Here is a 25,947-nt window from a genome sequence, read left to right as displayed (position 1 = left end):
AAAATGAAGATTCCTGCATTTGGTATTAGCAGGCAGAAAAAGCCAAAATCGTCAGAGCGAAAATCGAAATTCCGAATCCAGCCGCTTTCTCGTTGGCATCCTGGTGTACGGCAGTTGTTTAGTTGGATAGTGACGGCTAGTTCAGTACTGTTATGTTTACTATTATTACCAACCCGCCTGCCAGGTATGGAATTATTGGGAATTGGCCCTAACTGGCTATTAATTTGGGTGGTAACTTGGAGTGTGAAGCGCACAGTATTTGCCGGAGCCTTGGCAGGTATAGTTCTAGGGCTACTTCAAGATTCCATGACAGCACCTAACCCAAGTCACGCCATCAGTTTAGGAATTGTGGGAATTTTAACTGGTTTACTCCAGAAACAGCGTTTTATTGAAGAAGACTTTATTTCGATTGCTGTAATTGTCTTTGTGATGGCAGTTTTGGCAGAAACTATCTTTGGGTTGCAATTAACTTTGATAGGAAATGAGCGCAAAGTAACAGATATTTGGACATATTACCAGCGTGTCGCCCTCGCCTCTGCCATTCTTAGTAGTCTGTGGGCACCCGTGGTCTATTATCCCCTCAATCGTTGGTGGCAACGAATGAAATTGTTGGAGCAATAGTCAAGGGAGTTAGAATAGAATTTACGCAAAACCACACGCGGTAGAGGCAATTCATGATATTACCCCTACCACGTGTGGTTTTGGTTATTATTTGCGTAAATCTTGCAAATCTCTAATTATTTAAACCGATTTACTTAGGTTATGATTGCCAGGAAAGAAAATTCTCCTCTGTAACCTGAATCTTGATGAAATTTGGGCAAACTCTGGCAATATGGATTCAAGCTACATTAAATCAAACAACACCGTATCATTGTAGTTAGTAGCATTTATGTTTGATACTTTCTTTTTTGCCTTACAAGAATATCAGGTAAGTCGTCTCCTGATTTCCTGACGGCAGAATATGGAAGCTTTCACTGAATAACCTAGTTGGAGAACGCTAATGTCGAAGGAAAGAAAAAGTAATAAAGAAGTTAAAAAACCTAAAAAAGATCCCAAGGACAAAAAGGATAAAAACGACCCAAACAAATAAAACGATTTAGACCAAGGGCATTTCTAATGTTTTTTATATTTTTTGGCAGAAAAACCACAGTTTTCGAGCTAGACGAGGTTTATGCCAATTCTTTGTGAAACTTTACAGAATCAAGCTAGTGAGGCAAGGGGCAAAATCCCCTTGTTCGCAAGCAACCTCAGATGTAATCAGTATTAAGAGTTAAAAGTTTTGAATTAATAACTCTTAACTCCTCACTACCCACTACTGACTATTAACAGCTTCAGTCACCTTTGCCCTTACTGATATCTCCTGCTTGTGTTTTCCTTCGCCAGATGAAGGAAAACTTTTAGCAACAGTCTTTGTGCCCGTTCGCTTTGCCAGTGCCAATAACAGGTAGACTGTGAACAAATATCCAGACGCTAAAATAAAAATCATCATAGGTATACTTCCATAAATCATTGTTCTACTAGCACCCTTTCAAACGAATATAAAATTCCATAAAATTAGTAGAACCTCAGCCAACCAAGTACATTCTTGATTGCTGTAGCTTCCTATGGTAAAATTACCTATAGAGATAAAATTCTCTACGGACAAAGAATTTATTGTCTAATGAGACTTCTTGCAGACCATAGATCCACAGCAGTTAGATTGCCGTTTAGCAATCTAAAACTACGATTCTCAGCGGTCTACTTGATCTGCGTTATTTTTCTCACACTGCTGTGAAAAGAGCAATGCTTGCGCTCAACGTGCGCTGAAGACGTGTAGCGGCTTCCCATAGGGATATAGCATAGCTCCAAACCAGGAGTTTTGCATATCGTAGGAAAAATTAAAGGGATTATTCCCTTAATCTATGCTACGACTAATTATTTTAGACTCACATCACCGAGCCAGTAAAATCACTTAGTAAGTGAACTACTTTGGGGTGTGAACATCTTAAAAATTTAAAATTCCTATATTTTAGCGTAACACAACGACCCTGAATTTGAAGCCCATTCCACTGCTAAATTTCAAATTTTTTGAATAGCTACACTTCAGTTCTGAAGAAATTTAGTTTTATCTATTTGCAACTCAATTTAAATTATATCCATTTTGTCAATAAGTAATATTGCTTAAACTTTGCTTTGATCTGTGGCGGTAAACTTGTACTTGCAAACTACTTAATAGAATTACAACTGGTGTTTGTCTTCGTGTACTGAAAAGTCATGTTTTCAGTTAGTTTAAAATATGATTCTCTCAAAAATTAAGCATAATTACTTATTGACAAAACTATTGGCAACCTTAATTATCACCGATAGACTCATGAAAATGGGATTGTCTTATGAAAACTTTGCGCTGGCACAGGGTTATCTTAAAATGAGTGTAGGATATGTAAACTTTCGTAACCTAAGTCAGAGTCCGCCCATCCATGACCCCAGCCACCTCCCTGTTTACCCCTGTGGAAGCAGACCTGCGACTACTAGCAGATAACCTAAAACAGCTAGTTGGAAATCGCCACCCCATTTTGTTTGCAGCAGCCGAACATTTATTCGGAGCTGGGGGAAAGCGTATCAGACCAGCAATTGTCCTGCTAATATCGCGGGCAACAATGTTAGAGCAAGATATTACACCGCGTCATCGCCGCCTAGCTGAGATTACAGAAATGATTCACACAGCAAGCTTGGTACATGACGATGTGGTAGATGAATCAGACGTGCGGCGAGGCGTTCCTACCGTTCATAGTTTGTTCGGTAATCGCATTGCCATATTAGCAGGAGATTTTCTTTTTGCCCAATCGTCCTGGTATTTAGCAAACTTGGACAATTTGGAGGTTGTTAAACTCCTCTCAGAAGTCATTATGGATCTGGCTACTGGGGAGATCCAGCAGGGACTAAATCGTTTTGATGCTGGTATCTCTATTGAAACTTACCTCCAGAAGAGTTATTACAAAACAGCTTCATTAATCGCCAACAGTTCTAAAGCTGCTGGGTTACTTAGTGAAGTCTCGCGGGAAACTGTTGAGCATCTGTATAGCTACGGTCGTCATTTTGGTATAGCATTTCAAATCGTTGACGACATTCTAGATTTCACCAGTACGACAGATACCTTGGGTAAACCAGTGGGGTCTGATCTCAAAAGTGGTAATCTGACTGCGCCCGTTTTATTTGCTTTAGCGGAAAAATCATCCTTGGAAGTGCTAATTGACCGAGAGTTTGCTCAAGATGGAGATTTAGAGCAAGCACTAGCACTAATTCAAGATAGTCAAGGCATACACCAGGCGCGGGAGTTAGCTGCTCACCATGCTAAGTTAGCAATTGAACATCTTGCAGTTCTCCCACCCTCAGAATCTCACCAGGCATTAATTAACATAGCTGAGTACACACTGAGTCGCCTCTATTAACTCAGTTATTTAGTTATTAGGTACAAAATGGGGTTTTAGATGCCAAGTTAAACCTACCAGATGTTCTAAGGTGGGGAAATTTGGCTCAGTTGTCAGTTAAATTTTGAAAAATGTTCACTGATAACTGTTTGTTCAGCAATTTTAGATTAAGCCGATGCCTGGTTCTTTAAAGAACTAAAAGGGTAGTAATTGGCATTAATTTCTTTTCATCAAAAACTTTTTCAAATAAATTTGAGCTTTAAAATTTGGGATGTGGGATTGTATCTAAAAAATCCCACATCCCAAATTTTTCTATGCAATATCAGGGGGTACCTGTTTAGGCGATCGCTGCTGCCGCAACCTTTGTTGCATGAGTTTTTCTAGAGCAGTTCGCCGAATTTCAACGGTATGAGTGGTCTTACCCGGCGTTTCCAAAAAAAGGATACTATCTACGGGTTCCAATGCCACCAATTGGAACAAAATATGGGTGACAGGAACAATTTTAGCTAGCATTTGAGGGTCAAGCCCAGCAGGGGAAATTAGAGAGACATCCTGTATGGTAGGGAAAGCGTAAATAACGCGCTTTTCCAATCCTGGATTAGCACGATTGCTCAAGGTAGTTAAAACCCAGCTTGACTCCGAATTTTGGAGAATATAGTACTGGGAGTGACGTAATTTTTGAGCGATCGCTCTAAGGGCAGGAGCAATTGCTGCAATCAGATTTGGTGTTATACCATCGCGGGGTGCATTGTCAATCAGCAATTGAATTTGTGCTTCTAAATCCATAATGACTTGTATACGGCTCCTGGGTAATGGCAATAACATCTATCAAAGTGTGAACAATCCCATCCAAGTTGGGAATAATAAAATCAGCCATATCCTGAATGTAGGATTGGTCTGCGTTTAGCTTATACGTAAAACCAAAAAAGCCAATACCCACAGTCGTACAGGTTGTATTTAAATACTTAAGGTCTTTTGAAAACTGAGACTATGAATTCAGCCGCAACCGCAACAATTCCATCTGCAAATATTCTGGGAGAAAATTCTAAAGGCGTGGAGGTGATCTTTCAACTCCTATCCAAGGAGTTTCAACAATCGACCAAAGCTTCGGAACAGAATTGCCATGATGTAGCAACACGTATTACCACCGAAGTATATCGGATTTGCCATGAGAGCAAACGTATTCAAGCTTCTGGAACTGTAGAAAGCTCGGCGATGACCCTGGCTCGGCATCGGCTACAACAGTGTCTCAGGTACTATCAGTTGGGTTCAAATCGGGGCAGAGTAGAATTACACAGTACTCTGAGTGCAATTATTTATCGATACATTAATCCGCCTCAGAAGCAATTGAGTTATCAAGGGCGACTGACTATAATCGAAGATTTTTTACAAAGTTTTTATCTGGAAGCATTAAACGCTTTCCGCCGAGAAAATCAACTTGGTGCTACTTATCGCCCTCAGACGCTTCTAGAATTGTCTGAGTACATGGCATTTACCGAGCGCTACGGCAAACGACGCATTCCCTTACCAGGCCGTCAGCAGCAGCTAATTATCCTGCGGGCACAAACTTTTTCTCAACAGCAGCCCCCAGAAACCAGCGTAGATATAGAACAAGCCGCAGAAGGTAGCAATAACGAAGGTGATGGTTCTTGGGAAGAACCCGCAGTGCATCAATTGCGCTCCACAATGGCAACGCAAGCCGAACCCGAACCTGAAGAAGATACCTTGCGTTCGGTTGTGGTTACAGAATTAATGAATTATCTCGAACAACGACAACAATCTGACTGTGCTGATTACTTTTCCCTCCGCCTCCAGGATCTCTCAGCACAAGAGATAGAATCGATTTTAGGTTTAACCCCTCGTCAGAGAGATTACTTACAGCAGCGCTTCAAGTATCATTTAATTCGGTTTGCTTTATTACACCGTTGGGAATTAGTTCACGAGTGGCTGGAAGCTTCTTTGCACACCAATTTGGGCTTAACTCCCCAGCAATGGCAAGTATACACAGCACAGCTGGACAATAAGCAACGGTCTTTATTAGAGTTGAAGCAGCAAGGACAAGCCGATGAAAAAATCGCCAAAAGTTTAGGGCTGTCAATGGCACAACTTCAAAAACGATGGTTTAAGATTCTTGAGCAAGCTTGGGAAATTCGTAACTCATTAGTGTCCGGATCAGGTGCATCTACTCATGAATAGTGACTCAGAATCCTCACAATACCAGTATCTCGGTTGGTTATTGACAGATGATGTCAAAAATAACGAGCAATCGGTAGAATCTGAGGAAAATGACGGGGTAAAAAAACTCATCAATGAAGCCACTGCTTCAAAAAGCAGTGAGCCAAAATTGGGAGGAACGCCCCAGACCCTTCAATTGGGAGAAATTCCTACTGTGCAAGATCGTTTTCAAGCCGTCATTAAACATCGGTTACAAATCCAAGCTCAAGACCACCCACCTTTGTTTCCCTGGGAAACACAATTAATCGACTATCCCGATTTTGTTGATGAGCCGTCAATGACGCTCGTTCCTACCTGGGGATGGATGGTACAACAGTCGAAACTGAAACTGCCTTGCCCCTTGCCGGAGAGAGTTTTCCAGCAATTGCTAGAACAGTGTCAGGCATTGGTGACATCTTCAGTTCCTCTAGGGGCAAAATTAGTTCAAGTGGTGGAGAACTTTTTTCCCAACGAGTCTCAAGCATTAAATGATATAGCTGGATTGGTTCTAAGAAGTACCTATCGCTCTGTCAGTACTCTAGAGACAATGCCCAATATTCAGAGCGATTACTCAGATTTACAGCCGCGTCAACAGATGGCTTTGTCGTTGCTGGCAGCTAAACAACTGCTGGAAAATTTGACTCTACCACTTTCAGCAACCAGTCCAGTGGTAGAAAGACAATGGCTAACCACTGTCGGTAATTTGAACATCAGAGTAGAGTATAAGTCTGAAGGTAAACTTACGAAGTTACTTGTTCAAGCTGAGTTACCTGTTAAAGGAACTTTGATACTTCGTGGAAGTGGCACTTTAGCAATGGCAACATCTTCGACTTCGGGATACTTAAGTGTAGAGTTAGGTTGTGAGCAACTTAACCCAACTTATACTCTGGAAGTTGAGTTTCCCGAAATAGACCAACAGCCGCTTTTGTTTGTCATTAATCCCACTGTGTAATCTTAATTACCACGGCTAGTACGTAATGCCGCATATCTTAAGGTAACTATTCCCTAGCTGTTGCCTTGGGGGTTTTTCAGTCTCTAGATACTACTAGCAACAGGGTGCTTACTTATACTTAGGCGTGGTTACATTTAACCAGTGGTGTAGACTCACCCTCCATCCCATAAATTGAATGTTCGTTAATACTCGTCAGTCCATTCGGTTACTAGCAAAGCCTGGGGAACGAGTTAATTTGTTGTGCTGATTTCGCCTCTATTTTACCAAGCAACCAATTTTTCACAACGAATTTATTCGATTGTGCTTTTTTATATGAAACTATGTTCACTCTTGGCACAATGAAACCCTACGACAGGAGAAGGGAAGCAAAGGTTGAAAACAGAGTTTTCAACCTTTTTATTTTGTAAAAATAGGCGCTAAACCTTGATAGATGAATGAAGGCAGGATAATAAAACTTCTTCTAGCGGGAATACTTTAAAGTAGGGCGAATAGTTTCGTCCTTAACATTGTTTGCGTGGCATCTATAACTTAGACTCGAAATGCTCAACTTATCCAGGATGAATCGGTTTTGGCGTGTCCCTGTGGTTAATTTCTGGCGGCAAAATTTGCAGCGATCGCCTTTGACAGAAGTGGAAGATTCAATTTCCTTGCGGATGCTGGTGCTAGCATTGGTTATTTTGGGAATTGGGGCGACAGATATCGCCGCCGAGACTTCATTCAGTTTTTGGGCGTTACCCCTAAGTGTATTGGGTGCAGCTTGGAGTTACTATCGTCGCCGTGATGCCAATGTTGCAGTTCAGTTTTGCATCGCTATCGGAATGTTAGTAGCCCTAGGTGCTTTCTTTGGGCGGTTAGTGGGAGAGTTGAATGATACGCGGTTGGGTTTGGCGGAGTTATTGATTCAACTCCAGGTGTTACATAGCTTTGATACACCCCGCCGGAAAAATTTGGGCTATTCGATTGTTATAGGACTGATTTTATTAGGTGTGGCGGCAACGCTAAGTCAGACTTTAGCATTTGCACCTGTGTTGCTGTTATTTTTAGCGATCGCTCTGCCAACTTTAGTGCTAGATTATCGCTCACGCTTGGGTTTGCAGCCATTAAAAACTCAAAAGGAAAAATTCAACCCAAAGAATTCTTCAACTCTTAATTTTAAATTTTTAACTCTGACTTTTTTACTAATTGTCTGTCTGGGACTGGCAATTTTTGCTGTTTTACCAAGATTTCCCGGTTATCAATTACGGAATTTTCCTGTAAGTTCTACTATTCAAGTAAAAAGTAATTTCACAGGTCGTAGTATCATTAATCCCGGTTATGTCCGCCAAGGTAAAGGTGATAATCAAGGCAGTGGTAGCGGTGGTACAGGACAAAATAAAGCTGGTCAACCAGGTAAGGTAGATAATAATTTTTATTACGGTTTTAATAGCCAAATTAATCAAAATCTGCGCGGTGAGATGAAACCTAAAGTTGTGATGCGGGTGCGATCGCAAGCTGAGGGTTTTTGGCGAGTACTAGGATTTGACCGCTATACGGGTAAAGGATGGGAAGTTTCCCGTAATGAAGATGTTACGACCATCAAGCGATCGCCTTGGTCTTACCAAATTTTCCTGAATCCACCTCTGACTACTGCTAAAACCCAAGAAATAGTACAAACTTATACAGTAGTAGCAGACTTGCCTAACCTAATTCCGGCAATGGCTTATCCCAAAGAGATTTACTTTCCAACACCAATGGTTGCGGTTGATAAAGAAGATGGATTGCGATCGCCTGTGGAATTATCAGAAGGACTCACCTACACAGTAATTTCGGAAGTACCATACCGCGATCGCACTAAATTAGGTCAAGCTTCTACTAATTATCCGCGACAGATTAAGAAGTATTATCTGCAAATTCCTCCCGAAATTGCCGAAAAAGTCCGACAGCGCACCGAAGAAATCCTTGCTAACTACAGTCAAGAAGGTGTCACAAAGTCTTCTAAAAGCCTAGATTCAGCCTATGAAAAGGCTCTCTACTTAGCTCAATATTTAAAACAACGTTACTCTCTTCCCCAAAATCCCTTAGATTTGCCTTATTTGGGAGAAAAAGATGATTTAGTAGAAGCTTTTTTATTCAAATATAAAGGCGGTTATCCAGACCATTTCTCCACAGTTCTCACGGTGATGCTACGTTCCATTGGTATCCCAGCGCGGTTAGTGGCAGGGTTTAATTCAGGAGAATTTAATCCATTTACAGGGCTATATGTTGTCCGTAATACAGACGCTTATGCGATGACAGAAGTATATTTTCCCAAATATGGCTGGTTTGCCTTTGACCCGATTCCCAATCATCCCCTCATACCTCCATCAATAGAAGATACTCAGACTTTTAGTGTATTGCGCCAGTTATGGCACTGGGTTGCCGGATGGCTACCTTCTCCAGTAACAGGTTTACTGAATAATGTATTTGAGACAATATTTAAGTGGGTAATTAGAGCGATCGCTTGGTTTTTAGCTTTATTTTCTCAAGGTTGGTTTGGTATATTAACTGGCTTAATTTTGGCAACTACAGCGGCTTTTTTTGGTTGGCTGGGTTGGGGTCAGTGGCGAGAGTGGCGCAACCGCCGATGGTTAAAGAAATTGCCAGCAATGGAAAGCCTTTATCAACAAATGCTGCAATGGACAACCCAAAAAGGTTTAGGTAAACATCCAGCACAAACACCTTTAGAGTATGCCAGAGGATCATACCAGCATCATCCCCCAGCAACTGCTGAGGTAATAGATGAGATTAGCCAAGCTTACGTTGGCTGGCGTTATGGTGGTCATCCGCCTAACTTGAAGCGACTGCGGCAAAGGTGGCAAGGGATCAAAAAGGCTGGTAAGGCTAATAAGTAACTTCAGTTGTGGGTTATCAACTTACGTGTGTTTGCTAACCCTCAATTCATACGATGTTTTGTGTAAGGCCTATAGAAGAAACTCTAAATGCAATAAATCCTAAAATACCAAATATAGCTGTAGCTACACCTGTCTTTCAACCTGCCTCCTTAAGAATTATTTCCGTCGTTTCGGCATAGGACGCATTGCTTCCCGACCCAACATAAACATCCCTGCAACACCCAAACTAACAAACCAAACATATTGATACCAGTATTGCCGAATCTGCTCACCAGTGCTGAGTTCTGGATGCAAGGTGTTCAAGTACAGTAGTAGCACTAATATCATCAGTGCCCCAAAACCAACAAAGCTTAAGCCAACACGAATTCGTACAGGTCGCAGTTCAAAATCACTAATAGTGTCTAGGTCAATTTCTGCCAATTCCTTAAAGGAGTCATCTGCCAAAGATGAGGTTGCTTGGACTTTATTGCTCAGTTTTGGTGGCAAAATCGGCGACAGTATTGCTACAGTTGGGCGGCGTAGTAAAGCCTCGGTATCTCGCAGCAATTGCAATGGCTTACGGTTAGTAGTTTGTTGAGCAAACTCTATATTGTCTGTGGAAGTTGGGGCATTGGCTTTACTTTCAAAATCCATAGTACGCTTCAGAAAAACTAGGATATACATAGCCTAGCGAATCATTAGAAAAATGCATCAAAATAATATAATTATGAATTATAAATTACTCATCCATCTCTTTTAATGTTGCTAATGCCGACGGAGATAAGCGACTTAGATAGCGGAATATCCAGTACTTAAAGATAGTGTTTAAAATTACAGGGAATGTCGCAATAAATAAAAATATTGCATTTCTACTGGCTGGCAAACCTAAATGTTCTGCAAATCCTTCCAGAAGAACCTCCCACCCATCTGGAGAGTGGAATCCTACGAATATATCTGTAAATAGAATAATTATAAAAGCCTTAGCACTATCGCTCAATCCATAAACTATAGTATCTATGAAAGACTTGACAATCACAATTTCTCTTTTGCTATAAACGATAATTATACTAAAAGAAACCAATGATATCAAATCAGCAAAAACATTACTAACAGCACTATTAGTTTTTAGATTAAATTCCCTAGCTATCTCAATTGCTTTATCCTTTATTTTTTCTTGAATTACCTCAGAAGAAATGGCTGGTGCATTATTTAATAAAGATTCAAATTTCAAGTTCTTTTGAAAATTAGATAATTCATGGAGAGCTTCTTTTTCCATGTCAGAATTGATGAAAATTTGAGATGTGTTTTCGCTCCTAGTACTTTCTAATATAGGAATTACTAAAAATTGTTTAGATAAAATCTGAGTCAAAAGTGGAACAATAATTAAAGTGAGTATAAATCTTAGACCAATTCTTGTTCTATTTTTAGAAATTCGGTAATTTCTGACAAATTCTTCTTCTCCCTGTGGTGAAAAATCTCCTTTAATTTTATTAATAGTTCTGCCAATAGACCCAGGCAAAGCTCTAGCTTTTTGATTTGGAGACAGACGTTTAATATTAGATAATTCTGGTTGCTTATTGATTTGACTCTGATTAACTTTTAGTGGTTCATAATTTGACAATAACTCACTGTTACTAATCAGCTCATCTTTGATAGCATATTTCTCTACAACTTCATCAATCACCTTCAGGTTTTCTAATAAAACAGAATTAGAGATATTGACAATTCCCCGACTAAGTTGGAATTCTGCCAGCCTGAACTTGATAATAGTTAGGTTTTTATCAAGGTAGACTTGCCAATAAGACATCGCGGTTTCAGTATATTTTCCTGATTCTGGAGATATTTTTTTACCTTCAAAATGTTCTATTTCGATGTTTTTAATTCTCTGAGCGGCTTGTTGAGCTTCTAAGAGTGCCCTTTCTGGTGTATCGAAAAACCAATTGTTAAGCGATCGCAAATACTTTTGCAAATTTTGGCGAAGCAATTCTGCTGTTTTGGTAAATGGATTTTTCATTATATATATAAATATTTATACCATGTGTATTATAGTTATATAAATATGAAAATTAAGTAATACCTAGTTTAAAATATTATTAACTATTAAGGCAGGTAAGCTGTTAAGCATTTAATTTGCCCATTGAGATCGCAGGGGGGCAGGGAGCAAGGGAGAGGGTTTGCAGCTTTTATTACCATGAAAATGATGCAATTTAAATGACGATTAGCTTATTAATAGACTCAGTATTCAACTTTATGGGAAGCAAGCCTTAGAGGATGTTTTAAAAGTCCTTTCGTCGGTAGCAAAACGTTATCGATCCCCCCAACCTTGCGCCACCTTGCGCCAGTCGAGGAATTGCTCGCTTTGAGTTGGGAGACAAGAAGCGGATTAATCCTAACTTGGCTCCCGCTTACACTGGTCGAGGGGTTGCCCGTTATACATTGGGAGATAAATAGGGTGCGATCGCGGATTTACAGAAAGCTGTTGATCTCAATTTAGAACCTGACTTCTCACGGCATCTGGAAAACTTCACTTCTATTTCTCTTTCCTAAAATGAAAAGTGTTTCACTGTGACTTCCATTACCGCTCTGTCAATTCGCCTTGATGCTGCGGTACAAGAATTATAGGTAAATGCTAAATTGATTAATCTTTAGAATTTTCAACAGTTTTATCGACTTTTAAAACACGCCCTAATTAAAACATCCGAGAGATTTCTTTATTATTCCTTGAAGTAAATGTCATTAATTCTACCAATGCAGTCAGAGTTTAAATGATTGATATTAGAGGAGCCATAAAAATCTCAAAGGATGAGCCCAGTATGTTTAGCAGCCAAGTCAATATTCTCGGTTATCAAGTTAGCAAAGAACTTTATAACGGCTCTAGAACCCTAGTTTATCAGGGATATCGGGAAACTGACCAACAACCAGTAGTGATTAAACTGCTAAAAAATCTTTATCCTACATTTAGCGAACTCGTACAATTTCGTAACCAGTACACCATTACCAAAAATCTCAACTATCCAGAAATCATCCAAACCTATACTTTGGAACCATACCAGAATGTTTATATATTGGTGATGGAAGACTTTGGGGGAATTTCCCTTAAGGATTATTTCGCCAATAATCATAATGTTGCATCTCTAAATGAATTTTTACAAATCGCAATATCTTTGTGTGATGCCTTAGATATACTTTCCCGTCATCGAATTATTCATAAAGATATAAAACCCGCCAATATATTAATTAACCCTGAAACTAAGCAAATAAAGCTAATTGACTTTAGTATTGCCTCTTTATTACCACGGGAAACCCAAACGCTCATCAGCCCTAATGTATTAGAAGGTACGCTGGCTTATATTTCCCCAGAACAAACAGGCAGGATGAATCGGGGAATTGACTACCGGGCTGACTTTTATTCTTTAGGTATTACTTTTTATGAATTACTTACAAGAAAGTTACCCTTTGAATCAAACGATGTGATGGAGTTAGTGCATTGTCATATTGCGAAACAACCTCCGCTTTTAGGAAATAGCGAAGAAATTCCCCAAGTTCTTTGTGACATCGTGACCAAATTAATGGCAAAAAATGCCGAAGACCGTTATCAAAGCGCATTAGGGCTGAAATTCGATTTAGAAATTTGTTTACATCAGCTAAACGAAATTGGCAGAATTGAGAGTTTTCCAATTGCTCAAAGAGATGTGTGCGATCGCTTCATTATTCCTGACAAACTCTATGGAAGAGAAACTGAAGTAGAAACCCTACTCCAAGCATTTGAGCGCGTCAGCATGGGTGCAACTGAAATGATGCTAGTAGCGGGTTTTTCTGGGATTGGTAAAACTGCGGTTGTTAATGAAGTTCATAAACCGATTGTTCGTCAACGCGGTTATTTTATTAAAGGTAAATATGACCAATTTAATCGCAACATTCCCTTCAGTGCTTTTGTGCAGGCTTTCCAAGATTTAATGGCACAATTGTTAACAGAAAGCGATATTCAAATTCAGCAATGGAAAACTAAGATTTTAGACGCGGTTGGTGAGAACGGACAGGTAATTATTGAAGTTATCCCTGAATTATCAAGAATTATTGGTCAACAACCACCTACTACAGAATTATCAGGAACTGCGGCCCAAAATCGATTTAATTTATTATTCCAGAAATTCACCAAAGTCTTTACGAGTGATGCACATCCATTAGTGATGTTTTTAGATGATTTGCAATGGGCTGATTCGGCATCACTGATGTTAATGCAGTTATTAATGGCTGATACAAAACATTTTTTATTAATTGGTGCCTATCGTGATAACGAAGTCAACCCAGCACACCAGTTAATGTTGACTTTGAATGATATCCAAAAAACAGCAGCCACGATTAATACGATTACTTTAGCACCACTGAGTCAAGGGCAGGTAAATCAATTAGTTGCTGACACTCTTCAATGCTCAGAAAATTTGGCATGGGCTCTTTCTCGCTTAGTAGCTCAAAAAACTCAAGGTAATCCATTTTTTGCTACACAGTTTCTTAAAGCATTACATCAAGATGGAGTAATTGAATTTAACTTAGAGTTGGGATGTTGGCAATGTGATATCACGCAAATAAATCAGCGATCGCTCACAAATGATATCGTTGAATTCATGGCATTGCAATTACAAAAGTTGCCAGAATCAACTCAAGGTATTTTAAAATTAGCTGCCTGTATCGGCAATCAGTTTGATTTAGAAACATTAGCGATTGTTTCTAAACAATCAAAAATAGAAACGGCTGTTTGTTTGTGGAATGCCTTACAGGAAGGCTTGATTTTACCTCAAAGTGAGGTTTACAAGTTTTTTGTAGGCTCAGAAAATCAAGCTGTTACTCAAGAAAATTCCGAAATTATTGGATATAAATTTCTCCACGATCGCATCCAACAAGCAGCTTATTCTTTAATTCCGTCAGATCAAAAACAAAAAACACATTTGATGATTGGTCAATTGTTATTGCAAGGGTTATCCGAGCAGGAGCAACAAGAACGGATTTTTGACCTAGTAAACCAACTGAATTTGGGACAAGGTGCGATCGCTGAAGATGATTCTCTTTCGAGCATTGCTACCCATGAGCAGAAAAAACAACTGGCTCGCTTAAACCTGCAAGCAGGACAAAAGGCAAAACTGTCGGCTGCTTATCAAGCATCTCAGAGCTATTGTACTACTGGGATTGATTTATTACCCGTAACCGCTTGGCAGACTGACTATGAATTAATGTACAGCTTGCATCGTGAGGGTTCAGAAGCAACTTATCTGTGCAGTAATTTTGACCAAGCCGAAGCCCTTTATGGGGAAGCACTGAGCCATGCTCAAACACCCCTGGACAAAGCAGTGATTTATCGCGTGCAGATGACTCAATATCAGCTTCAAGGACGCAATGCGGAAGCGATCGCGATGCAAGGCCAAAGTTTACAACTACTTGACTGGGAAATGCCTACAGAACAAGAGTTGATTCAAGCAAGTCTGGACAAAGAAATTGCCATAGTTAATAAATTTTTAGAGCAGCAGACTGTTGAATCCATTCTCAATCTTCCCAAAATGTCAGATGCCAGTATTGCAGAAATGTTGCGAATTTTACAAATTCTCTTCTATGCTGCATGGCTTAATGGTCAATCGACTTTAGGATTGCTGGTACTCGCCAAGATGACCACTTTATCTTTGCAGTATGGTAACAGCGATATGTCTCCCTTTAGCTATGCCGGCTATGCCTTAATTGCCAATGCCATCCTCAAGGACTTGGGAACAGCTTATCAGTTTGGAGAAATGGCAGTGCAGCTTTGCGAACAGTTTGATAATGCAGATGTCCGGGGAATGACTAATTTTCTCTTTGCTGCGGATATCCATAGCTGGAGTCATCCAATTAGAGAAGCTGATACATACTATGACAACGCCTACAAGTATGGTATGGAAGCAGGGAACTGGCTGACCGTTGGCTTTATGATCATGCAAAGTGGTTCCGATCGCCTCACTTATGGTAAAAATTTAGATGAACTATATGCGATCGCTCAAGCCCATGCAGATTTTCTCCGTCGTATCAAAAGTTTAGAGAACCTAGATGCTTTAATCGTCGGAGTTATTCAACCAATTCGCAATCTTCTTGGTTTAACAAAAAACCCCTTCAGCTTTGATGACGATAGTTTCAGTGAAGCTGAGTATTTACAAAAATATAGCAATACCCCTTATCATCTGGCTTGGTTATATTCTGTCAAAATCCGTCATGCTTATTTATTTGACCACAAAGCCGCATACCCAGATTTAATTCCCCAACTGAGCATAATTGAAAACACCATTTCCAGTCATGCCAAAGTCCCTTCTAGCGTGTTTTATGTAGCATTAATGCATCTGTCTCTAGCTGAAATTGCTAGCGACGAGCAAGAGCGTCAGTTCCATTGGCAAGCGCTAATTCCCCTAGAGGAACGCTTAAACAGTTGGGCAAAAGCCTGTCCAGAAAATATTCTCCACAAGTGTCTGCTAATACTTGCAGAAAAAGCACGCTTAAAGGGACAAAAAGCAGAAGCACTCGATTTTTACGAACAAGCCATTGCTCAAGCTCAACGTCAAGGTTATGGCTATGAAGAAGCCCTCGCCAACGAACTTGCAGCTAAATTTTTCCTTAATTGGGGCAAAGAAAAAGCTGCCTCAGATTATATACATGAAGCCTACTATTGCTATAGTCGTTGGGGTGCAAAAGCCAAAATCTCGAACTTAGAAAAACGCTATCCTCAACTTCTCAAACCCATCTTAGAACAGCAACGATTTACCCTCAACCCCCTAGAAACTATTAGCTTGCGTGGGACTTCCTCATCTAGTTGCACAAATAGTACTGGCAGTACTGCTATTTCTGATGATCTGGATTTTACCTCTGTCCTCAAAGCAGCTATTGCTATTTCCAGTTCTCTGGAATTAGAGCAACTTATTGCCAGCCTCACTCGCATTATCATAGAAAACTCTGGCGCGAAAAAAGCTGTACTGCTGCTTCCCAAAGAAGACACTTGGCAAGTTCGAGCAATTACTTTTATTGAGCATAAAGAAATGCAAACTATACTCGAACCTCAATCACTAGATAATTGTCGAGATATTCCTTTAAATATTATCTATTATGTCAAAAATACCCACCAAACAGTTGTGATTGACAATTGTAAAACAAATATCCCTGGTTTAATTGGAGAATATGTACTGCAACATCAACCCAAAAGTATATTTTGTACTCCGATTATTAATCAAGGGCATTTAGTGGGAATTCTCTACCTAGAAAATAAACTGACTCAAGGAGTATTTTCTAGCGCTCGTCTCAGAGTCATTCACTTATTGTCTTCTCAAGCAGCAATATCCCTAGAAAATGCTCGACTTTATCAACAAGCAGGAATTGCATTACAAGATTTGCAACAAGCACAACTGCAAATTGTCCAAAGTGAAAAAATGTCTGCGCTAGGTAATTTAGTTGCTGGAGTAGGACATGAAATGAATAATCCATTAGGCTTTATTTTTGCTACTCTTCAACAAGCTAAACCTACTCTGAATGATATTGTTAAACACTTAAATCTATATCAAAATACCTTGACCAACAAGAGTGATGAAATCAAAGACCATGCCGAAGAAATTGACTTGGATTATGTCTTGGAAGACTTACCCAAAATGATAGATGCAATGGCGGTAGCTTGCGACAGATTGACAAATATTAGTACTAGTCTCCGTACTTTTTCCCGTGCTGACAAAGATTATAAAGTGCCATTTAATATACATGAAGGAATTAATAGTACAATATTAATCCTCAAACATCGCTTAAAAGCAAATGAAGAACATCCCGCCATTGAAGTAATTACTAACTATGGAGACTTACCCTTAGTTAATTGTTTTCCAGGGCAATTAAATCAGGTATTTATGAATATTATAGCTAATGCAATTGATGCGTTTGAAGAAGCAAATCTTGGACAGACCTTTGCTGAGATTCAAGCTAATTTTAACCGGATTACAATTACAACATTAAAGGCAGATAAATATGTAAAAATATCAATTGCTGATAATGGTAAAGGGATTAATGAAGTAGTCAAACAAAAGATTTTCGATCATTTATTTACTACCAAAGAGGTAGGTAAAGGAACAGGTTTAGGATTAGCGATCGCTAAGTCTATTGTGGTAGAAAAACATGACGGGAGTTTGGATGTGAATTCTACACCAGGTAAAGGAACTGAATTTGTTATCACCTTACCGATTCTCGCTTGATTTAACCTGAATATGACGGAAGAAAAAGTCTGAAAACTCTACTACATGCAATTTAGGTATTTCAGCCATGTTTAGCAGCCAGCGATCGCTCAATGGCAAAGTTTCTCTTATCTACCCTATCTATGGCAATACTTGCCGGGTTTTGGGGGAAAGGGAAAAAACGAGCCTTCCACTCCTTTTCCCTTTAACCGAGCAGTATTGCCACCTATGATTGCTCATGTTTGCAAAATAAATATCTTAGCTGTATAGCTTGGCAAGTCAGTGACTAAACCATCTTCTCCAGATTTCACTTCCCGATTACTAACCCAATCCCACCAATTTTCAGTAGTTGGAAAATTGGAAATTTTATATTGATTTAGACTCCGATTGGAGAAATTTACCACAACGACGACATGAGAATTTTGCTCATCCCAACGGCTGTAAGCCAGCACTTTATCATCTGCATTCTCGTAGAAAAACTTAACATTGTCACTTTGCAAAGCTGGAGTTTGCTGGCGTAGAGCAATCAGCTTTTGATAATACTCAAATAAATCATAATTTTGGTCGTCTAACAACAAAGACCAAGTAATCTTCTGCGGCTTAGTCACATCTTCACTTTTTTGCTGGTATTCGCCAAACTCTTCTCCCATCCACAGCATTGGTACACCCATCGCCGTCATTAACAAAACAGCTGCTAACTTGGCTCGTTCGAATGCCGCAGCGTCAAAGATGCCACAATTGCCTAATTCTCGTAATAGACGTTCGCGATCGTGGGTTGCCAAATAATTTATCACATTGGTAGCGATCGCATAACCCTGCTGTTTGGGGTCTAAAATCTGCTTGAGTTGTTCTAATTCAAATGATTTTCCACAAATATATGGAACTAAAAAGTAGCGAAAGCTCTCATGCCAACAAGCATCTAATGGCCCATCCGGCTTGACTACAGTCTTTGTATCGGGAATGTGTTCAGCAATGTTGTAAAACTGCTTAGGTGCAGCATAGCTTTTTGCTTGCTTAGTCAGCCAGTTGAGAAATTCAAAGTTAGCCAATTGCCGCACTGCATCAAAGCGAATTCCATCAATGTGATACTCCTGAATCCAAAACTTTATCACATCGCCGATGTATTCCCATGCAGGCTGAATATTTAAGTTTTTGTCGTAATTATCATAGTTAAATTCCGGCCCCCAGTAATTATCTGGGTCTTCAGGATAATGTTTGTGTTCGTAGTACCAGTAATTGCGGTCAATTAGTATTAAGGGGCATTCTTCATCTGTGTGGTTATAAATTCCATCCATAAAGACGCGAATACCTCTACCATGACACTCGTCAATCAATCGCTTTAAATCTTCTGTTGAACCATAACTAGATTCTGTAGCAAAGAAGTGACGAACTTTATAGCCCCAGTTATAATCACCAGGGTACTCATTAACTGGCATTAATTCAATTGCATTAATTCCCAATTCGCAAAGGTAATCTAACTTAGCAATTATCCCTAGATATTTGCCTCGCTCGTGAGAATCAACTTCATCACCAGTAAAATCAGCAACGTGCATTTCATATATGACTAATTCCCGGTTATCAGGTAACGGCATTTCATCGTTTTGCCAAAGGTAAGTATCAACAACGCGTTGCCCATCTTGAATACGGACTATGCCGTATTTTTCGGTTTCATTAACTTCTGTTGCTTTAGGATCAATGACATCGATCCATTCATCAGGTGCAAAATTTAGAGTTTTGGTTTGAATGCAAAATTTATATTGATAAACGCCATCTTCCAGTTGGATTTTAGTGCGAAAATAACCATCTTCACTTTTTGACATTGGAATTTCTTTCCAATCCAAAAAAGACCCAATTAAAGCAGCTCCTTTGTTGCGAGGAGCAAACAATGTAAATTCAATTAAATTTGCCATTTTCACACTTTTAGCTCTTTCTCTAGGTACAGTAAATAAAAATATTATCTAATAAAAAATAATTTGTGGCTTCTTTCTTAAGTGTGAATAAAACACGGGAGTCAGAGCTGCTATTTGCATTCCTGACTCCCCACCCTCTACAATAATTATTATTAGCAAGTACTCATTCAATACTTTTCGGATAAGCATAAACGGCTTTCTTTCAAAAAATATTAATTATAGCGGTGTTCTTAATAAGTAACAGTAATAGCTGATTATGCTGAAAATTTTAGTGACAGGTGCAACTGGAAACGTCGGACAAGAAGTTCTTCGCTTACTGCAATCCCACGATTGTAATGTCTGTGCCGCAGTTAGAAATCCAAACAGCGCTAAACACCTCTTAGGCAACAATATCCAAACCATCCCCTTCGACTTTACCAATCCTGACACCTTTGATTGTGCTTTTTTTCAAGTCAGTAAACTTTTTTTAGTGCGTCCGCCTGCCCTTGCTAATATTCGTCTTCAAATTGCCCCAGCCCTAAATGCTGCAAAACTTGCAGGCGTTGAGCATATCGTATTTCTTTCAATACTCGGAGCCGAACGCAACCCTTTTGTGCCACACTCCCAAATTGAACGCTATATAAACCAATTGGGTATTAAAGCCACCTTTTTACGGTGCAGCTTTTTTATGCAAAATCTTAATACCACACACAGAGAAGACATCAAAGTTCGTGGTGAATTGCTTCTTCCGGCTGGTAACGGGAAAACAAGTTTCATTGATGTGCGGGATATTGCTGCCGTTGCAGTTCGTACTTTACTCGAAGATGGGCATCAGGGAAAAGCATATCCGCTTACGGGTGCAGAAGCCTTAAGCTATTATGAAGTAGCAGATATTTTCACATCGATTTTAGGTAAACCGATACGCTATAATCCTTCTCTGCTAAAGTTTATTCGACAAATGCGCTCATCGGGGTTGTCAATAGACTTTATTTTAGTAATGGTATTAATCTACACTACAGCTCGGTTAGGATTGGCAGGCAACATCACATCTGATACTGAGCAATTGCTCAATCGTTCACCTCTGACTATACGGCAGTATATCGAAGACTATCGACAGTTTTGGTTATAGGTTTATTCTGCTCCTCGTCAGCAGTTATAATTTCATTATTTCTAAAATTTAACCTCCAATTTCCCCCTTTTGGCACGGTAATGCCTACGCATAAAAATATTTGATAAATAATTTTTTATAACATTATTAAGCTCAGAATAGTACGCCTAAAAGGTATTATGTATTCAAGTAATTATATTGACTTTACCAGTGTCAATATCGTAACAAGCACCAACAATTTTTAGTTTACCCTCACTGAGCAATTTAGCTAAAATTGTTGAGCTTTCCTGCAATTTTTCAGTCTGATATTTAATGTTGGCAATAACTGCATTTTGCATATTATCACCCGTTCTTAACTTTACCCTTTCAATAGATGGTTTGATGCCCTCAATAATCAAACCAATTCTTCCAGGAAGTGGTTCGTTTTTGATTGCTTCTGCCACTGCACCGCATCTTTTATGACCTAAAACCACAATTAACTGCGAGCCCAATACTGTTGTAGAGTATTCTAGACTACCTATAACTGTGTCACTGACCACATTACCAGCAACTCGCACGACAAATAAATCTCCAAGACCTTGATCGAAAACGATTTCCGCAGGGACTCTGGAATCTGCACAGCCCAATATGGCGGCAAAAGGATATTGAGCTTTAGCGACTAATCGCAGGTGTTCTAATGATTGATCGGGATATTGGCGTTTTTGATTGATAAATCTTTGATTCCCATCTAGTAAGCGTTTGATAGCTTCATTAGGACTCACTGGATTAGAGCTAACTGGGTGAATATCAGCAATAGCAGTTTGCTCTCTATTCCAAAAGCTATCACCAAAAGCAGTAGCCGCAATACCTACCACGCTGGCAAATTTTAAGAAGTCACGTCGCCCTACAAATCCATTAATTCGACTCATTAATCTAGCTGATAACAACAAAGCTGTTCTCAGGAAGATATCACTTCAAGCAAGATGCAAGAGTACCATCGTACACCATTTAAGAGTCATTTAATCTTCATGTGCGATCGCTACGGCTACTTCATCTATCTAGCTTTTACAAACACAAGAGTTGTATTAGACATCTCCATAAATTAAATATGCCTTATCTATAACCTTTGTAGAAGCATAGCAATGCTACGTTTCTATATTTTTTATCAGATATTTGTTGACACTAATGCATAATTGTGAAACTCCTGAGATTGTAGTTTTAATGGATGAAAAAGAAAGTAGGTTGCTAGTCATTTGAACATTAGACTTATCCAGAAATGGGAAATGCTTGCAGTGAGAGAGTTTGAGGGAGAATTGTTAGAAGGCGATCGCTGGACGAGCAAAAACGAAAGAATGAGAGTTCAAGGGGTTAAATCATACTAAATTAGTAGTTTATAAAGAAATTAATTCATGCTCAGAGAGATTTTGTTGAAGATAAAGAAGTTTTTCGCTATCTCCTGCTAATTCTTCGCCCTTCCCGACGCGGGAAGGGGAAAAATTCAAAGTCTCTCTCCTAAAAGGCTACGGTGTACACACAAGTCTTATAAAGTTGTCTAACAGTGTTTCGATCCCCCCTAACCCCCCTTAAAAAGGGGGGAAATTTCTTCAAGTCCCCCTTTTTAAGGGGGATTTAGGGGGATCAGATGATTTGTGTGTACACCGTAGCCTAAAAGGAGAGAGTTTTTCCAGATACCGTGAAAAGTCAGATTGTATACATCGCTCCTGAAATAACCAAACACTTACCTGAAATTCCCAACCGCAAATACATATTGGTTACTTGCAGATTTACACAGATACTTATAGAATTTCCGCAAAAACCATATTACGAATTACGAATTACGAACTACTTGTTGTACCAAGCTTTTCGCCACTGTTGCATTTCTTTAATTTCTATCTCTTGGGCTTTAACAATTTCTTGGGCTAATTTCTTGATTTCAGGGCGCTTAGACTTACTTAAGGCATCTTGCGCCATTATTACAGCCCCTTCGTGGTGAGGAATCATCGCATTGATAAAGCGCAAATCAAACTCAGCATCGGCTGCACCTAAATCTTGACTCATCATCATAGTTTTCATTTGGTCAGATGACATTTCCATCATGTGGCCCATTTGACTATTGTAAGCCATTGGTTTATCTCCCGCCTTGGGATACCAAGCTTGTCGCCACTGCTTCATCTGAGTGATTTCTTGGTTTTGCGATTTGATGATATTGTCTGCTAGCTTTTTGATTTCAGGACGTTTTGATTTCACCTGCGCTTCTTTAGCCATTTCCACCGCCCCTTGATGGTGGGGTATCATAGCGTCGATAAATCGTAAATCAAAATTAGCATCGGCTGGACCTAAATCCATTCCCATGCTGTGATTCATCATGCCACCACCGTGATTCATCATCTGCTTGTCATTAGCATTGGTAGTGGTTGCCTTTGTTGCTTGGCTTTGGTTCTGAGAAGCAGTACTAGTACAACCTGTCATTAACGCACTGGCTGAAGCGATCGCAGTAAAAGTTAACGCCAAAAGGCCATTCCTCAAAGATAGCAGTTGCATAAGTCTCACCTCATAGTTTCCTAATTCTATATTTACTTATTTAGCTTGGCAGCCAGAAATGAAATTAGGATGAAATCTAACTTATTAAATAAGTCCAGTATCTTGTTGTTTATTTATCACTCAAAATTGTGTAAGCATCATTAACTAAGTGCATTTTTTCTTGTGCTTGTTTGAGCAGTTGTGGCTGATTCACAAACAAATCTGGATGCCATTTTTTTACTAAAGTTCGATAAGCCTGCTTTACCTCAGCCTGAGAAGCATTTGTTTGCAATCCTAAAATGTCGTAGGCGCGAGTAATCTTATCTTTTTCCGTTTGGGTTTTGGGTTGGTTGGGTGCTTTATTGCTTTGAGTTGAATTTTGCTGTTTGCTAGTTTGAGAACCAGGCGATTGCATCTCTGCTTTCATCCGCGCTATTTCCTCATTGAGTTCCCAATCACGAAATTTCGCCTCCACTTCTTCTGGACGCGGAGACGGAGAAGCTTTTGGCGATGGTGGTGGAGAAACAAATTCTACCCTTGTGCCACTATTTTTAGCAGTCTTTTCCTGTTGTTGCTTAATAACAGGATCTTTCTCAGGGGAAAGTTTAACTCTTTCTGGCTGTGGTGAATATTTTCTATTGGTAGTTGTGTATTTTGGTATTTCTTTATAAGGTTGATGATTTGATAGTATTTTGACTTTCTCTAACTCTAGTAGCAACCGATTAAAACCATTTTGTAATTGCTGCAAATTTTCACGTTTATTCGTAATTTCTCCTGGTTCTTGGCTGAATTGAAAGCAAATTACTTTTTCCGCTTGCCGTTCATATTCAGCCAAAATGGATAAACCTTGGCTGCTAAAACTAGAAAAATAATCTTCAATTGCAGTTATACAAAGTTTAGCAACTTCCTGATGATAAGATTCTTTTGCTAATTGTTCGTCTTGTTTTTGGATATTCTTGTTTAATAAATAAGAAATACTTCCAACAACAGCAGCGCCAACTGGGCCACCTAACAACCAACCAATACCACCACCAACAGCGATGGAACCAGGTTCACTCAAATCATCATTATTGTTTGGCTTTGGGGGTAGTATTACTTGTGGTTCGCTAGGAAAGGGAATTATTAAATCTTGTGGTCGTTCTTCTTGGAAAAACTCGTAAGCTTGATAAAGCCATTTCACAGCAGCTAATTGTAATTGATTCAGGTCTTTTTTAAGAATATTTGTTTGCCAATCTTTAAACTTATTTTCCGCCAATGCAACTGCCGCATCAGCTTGATACTTTGTGAGTAGCTTGGGTAATTCTAGCCAATCGCGTAATTCTTCGATGCTGGTAGCGAAACCTTTATAAATTAAGTTAGCTGCTTTTTGTTTAATTTCAATTTTACTATTTTGTTTATCATCAAAAGATTTTATTTCAATAGCAATTGGGTCAATTTTAGCTTTTAATGATAGTTGGATTTGAGAAGCGATCGCTTGCACTCTTGGCAAACGCACGCTACCACGATCTGGTTGCAAAATCCCCACAATATTTTGCAAAGCTGTTTCAAAAGCCGCTAACCCGCTACTATTGGCAGCCGCAACATCGCCTTTTAATCTTGCTCTTAAAGCAGGTAAAGCATCAACGCGATATAAATTACTAAAACCTGGAGGTAATTCGGCTCGAAAGCTTTCTGCAACAAACAGCAGGCGATTTTGGACTTGTTTTTGCTCGTCGGGTTCGAGTAAGTTCAGAAAATTAGCAACAAATATAACTGTTTTAATACCGCGATCTAATAGCCAATCTCGCAAATTTTCTCGTTCACCTAAAGTCATTAACTTACGTGCATCTAATAATTGAATAACTAAATCTGCACCTAAAAGTTGTTCTCTGACTAAATTATCTTGTTCATCTCTATCATTAGTTCCCGGTAAATCAAGAAATTCTACTCCCGTTTCCAAGAAGAGATGCGGGCAAAAAACTTCCACAGATGCTACATCTTTCCGCATCTGCCTATTGCCATCAAGAACTGCAAATTGCTGTAAAATTTCTGTACCACTGCGATAGATTTCTGTGCCATCTAGCAACATGATGCGAGTTCGCACATCGGAGCCATACTTGACAGTAATCGATGCGCCTGTAGTGGGGATTAAATCAATTGGTAAGGTGCGATTCCCTAGCATGGCATTCAGTAAGGTAGACTTGCCATGATTAAAAGGGCCAAATACCGCAATGCGAAAACTAGGATTAACTAGATGATTGCAAATGGTAATTATATCTTGATGCAATTGTGATTTGCGTTCTAAATTAAGTAAACCAGATGCAGATTTGAGAGAATCTGCTAAATCCTTATAACCTTCATACTGTTGTTGCATAGTTCTCGTTTTCAGCTTCTGGCTAGTCATCCATATCGTTGAGGCTAACATCTCACATTATTATGTTTATGCTAGGCATAATTAAACATATAATAAAATTTTAGTTCGTAGTGAGCAATTTATCGTTTATAGGCTAATACGGTTCAGTTAAGGCTAAAACTCTTTATCAAGGTGAAATTTTTAACGAACCGCAGAGGCACAGAGGGAACAGAGAGAAGAAAAAAATGCTTAACTGAACCGTATTGGTTTATAGGCAAACTTATTAAGACTAAACTTATGACACCATTATTTTTTGTTAGGTTGTGCCAAAGTTTCTTTCTTTCTTTTTTTCTTTCTTTCTTTATTTCTTTCTTTCTTTGTGTCCTTTGCAGCCTTTGCAGTTCGTTCCTAATTGCCAAAGTCAATTATTTTAACGAACCGCAAAGGACGCAAAGAACGCGAAGAAAAGAAACATTTAAAT

General features: G+C 39.3%; 15 protein-coding genes. 7 read left to right on the top strand and 8 right to left on the bottom strand.

What is annotated here, in order from left to right; translation table 11 throughout:
* Positions 1–3 precede the first annotated feature (3 nt).
* A complete protein-coding gene (gene mreD / locus G1O98_RS06800) occupies positions 4–621 on the top strand; it encodes a rod shape-determining protein MreD (protein WP_163927912.1) in 618 nt (205 codons plus the stop codon).
* Positions 622–1,312: 691 nt separating this feature from the next.
* On the opposite strand, the gene G1O98_RS06795 is transcribed toward mreD, so the two are convergent.
* Positions 1,313–1,510, bottom strand: coding sequence for a hypothetical protein (locus tag G1O98_RS06795; RefSeq protein ID WP_163927909.1), 198 nt, complete (start codon positions 1,508–1,510; stop codon positions 1,313–1,315).
* A gap of 946 nt (positions 1,511–2,456) precedes the next feature.
* On the opposite strand from G1O98_RS06795, the gene sds reads away from it, so the two are divergent.
* Positions 2,457–3,428 carry a solanesyl diphosphate synthase gene (sds, locus tag G1O98_RS06790; RefSeq protein ID WP_163927907.1) on the top strand — a complete coding sequence of 324 codons (972 nt, stop codon included), beginning with the start codon at positions 2,457–2,459 and terminating at the stop codon, positions 3,426–3,428.
* A 291-nt stretch (positions 3,429–3,719) separates the two neighbouring features.
* Here sds and G1O98_RS06785 read toward each other — a convergent pair whose 3' ends face one another.
* Positions 3,720–4,193 carry a hypothetical protein gene (locus tag G1O98_RS06785; RefSeq protein ID WP_163927905.1) on the bottom strand — a complete coding sequence of 158 codons (474 nt, stop codon included), beginning with the start codon at positions 4,191–4,193 and terminating at the stop codon, positions 3,720–3,722.
* Between the two features lie 204 nt (positions 4,194–4,397).
* Between G1O98_RS06785 and hetZ the strand changes: the two genes are divergently transcribed.
* The 3 genes from hetZ to G1O98_RS06770 all read left to right on the top strand — a co-directional run bounded on the left by hetZ (position 4,398) and on the right by G1O98_RS06770 (position 9,443).
* On the top strand, positions 4,398–5,603 hold the full coding sequence (hetZ, locus tag G1O98_RS06780) for a heterocyst differentiation protein HetZ (protein ID WP_163927904.1): 1,206 nt from the start codon (positions 4,398–4,400) through the stop codon (positions 5,601–5,603).
* Positions 5,596–6,573: a PatU gene (locus G1O98_RS06775; protein WP_163927903.1), complete on the top strand. Its 978-nt coding sequence runs from the start codon at positions 5,596–5,598 to the stop codon at positions 6,571–6,573. The genes hetZ and G1O98_RS06775 overlap by 8 nt, the downstream gene beginning before the upstream one ends.
* 539 nt (positions 6,574–7,112) lie before the next feature.
* Positions 7,113–9,443 carry a DUF3488 and DUF4129 domain-containing transglutaminase family protein gene (locus G1O98_RS06770; RefSeq protein WP_243458371.1) on the top strand — a complete coding sequence of 777 codons (2,331 nt, stop codon included), beginning with the start codon at positions 7,113–7,115 and terminating at the stop codon, positions 9,441–9,443.
* 156 nt (positions 9,444–9,599) lie between these two features.
* Here the strand turns inward: G1O98_RS06770 and G1O98_RS06765 are convergent, their stop codons facing one another.
* Entirely contained in the window at positions 9,600–10,076 is a 477-nt protein-coding gene (locus G1O98_RS06765) for a hypothetical protein (protein WP_163927901.1), read from the bottom strand.
* Between the two features lie 85 nt (positions 10,077–10,161).
* A complete protein-coding gene (locus tag G1O98_RS06760) occupies positions 10,162–11,436 on the bottom strand; it encodes a proton extrusion protein PcxA (RefSeq protein WP_163927899.1) in 1,275 nt (424 codons plus the stop codon).
* A gap of 799 nt (positions 11,437–12,235) precedes the next feature.
* Between G1O98_RS06760 and G1O98_RS06755 the strand changes: the two genes are divergently transcribed.
* Positions 12,236–17,659: an ATP-binding sensor histidine kinase gene (locus tag G1O98_RS06755; RefSeq protein WP_163927897.1), complete on the top strand. Its 5,424-nt coding sequence runs from the start codon at positions 12,236–12,238 to the stop codon at positions 17,657–17,659.
* A gap of 215 nt (positions 17,660–17,874) precedes the next feature.
* Here G1O98_RS06755 and G1O98_RS06750 read toward each other — a convergent pair whose 3' ends face one another.
* On the bottom strand, positions 17,875–19,548 hold the full coding sequence (locus G1O98_RS06750; protein WP_163927894.1) for an alpha-amylase family glycosyl hydrolase: 1,674 nt from the start codon (positions 19,546–19,548) through the stop codon (positions 17,875–17,877).
* Positions 19,549–19,804: 256 nt separating this feature from the next.
* On the opposite strand from G1O98_RS06750, the gene G1O98_RS06745 reads away from it, so the two are divergent.
* Entirely contained in the window at positions 19,805–20,656 is an 852-nt protein-coding gene (locus tag G1O98_RS06745; protein ID WP_163927893.1) for an SDR family oxidoreductase, read from the top strand.
* Between the two features lie 164 nt (positions 20,657–20,820).
* Here G1O98_RS06745 and G1O98_RS06740 read toward each other — a convergent pair whose 3' ends face one another.
* The 3 genes from G1O98_RS06740 to G1O98_RS06730 all read right to left on the bottom strand — a co-directional run bounded on the left by G1O98_RS06740 (position 20,821) and on the right by G1O98_RS06730 (position 25,487).
* Positions 20,821–21,543, bottom strand: coding sequence for a carbonic anhydrase (locus G1O98_RS06740; RefSeq protein ID WP_163927891.1), 723 nt, complete (start codon positions 21,541–21,543; stop codon positions 20,821–20,823).
* 913 nt (positions 21,544–22,456) lie between these two features.
* Positions 22,457–23,155, bottom strand: a complete 699-nt coding sequence (locus tag G1O98_RS06735) for a DUF305 domain-containing protein (RefSeq protein ID WP_175586565.1) — start codon at positions 23,153–23,155, stop codon at positions 22,457–22,459.
* A 109-nt stretch (positions 23,156–23,264) separates the two neighbouring features.
* Entirely contained in the window at positions 23,265–25,487 is a 2,223-nt protein-coding gene (locus tag G1O98_RS06730) for a dynamin family protein (protein ID WP_163927887.1), read from the bottom strand.
* Positions 25,488–25,947 lie beyond the last annotated feature (460 nt).

The sequence above is a fragment of the Nostoc sp. UIC 10630 genome, assembly GCF_010747425.1.
Taxonomy (GTDB): domain Bacteria; phylum Cyanobacteriota; class Cyanobacteriia; order Cyanobacteriales; family Nostocaceae; genus Nostoc.
Note: the sequence above shows the minus strand (reverse complement) of the source record. Positions and strands in the feature narration are given on the sequence as shown.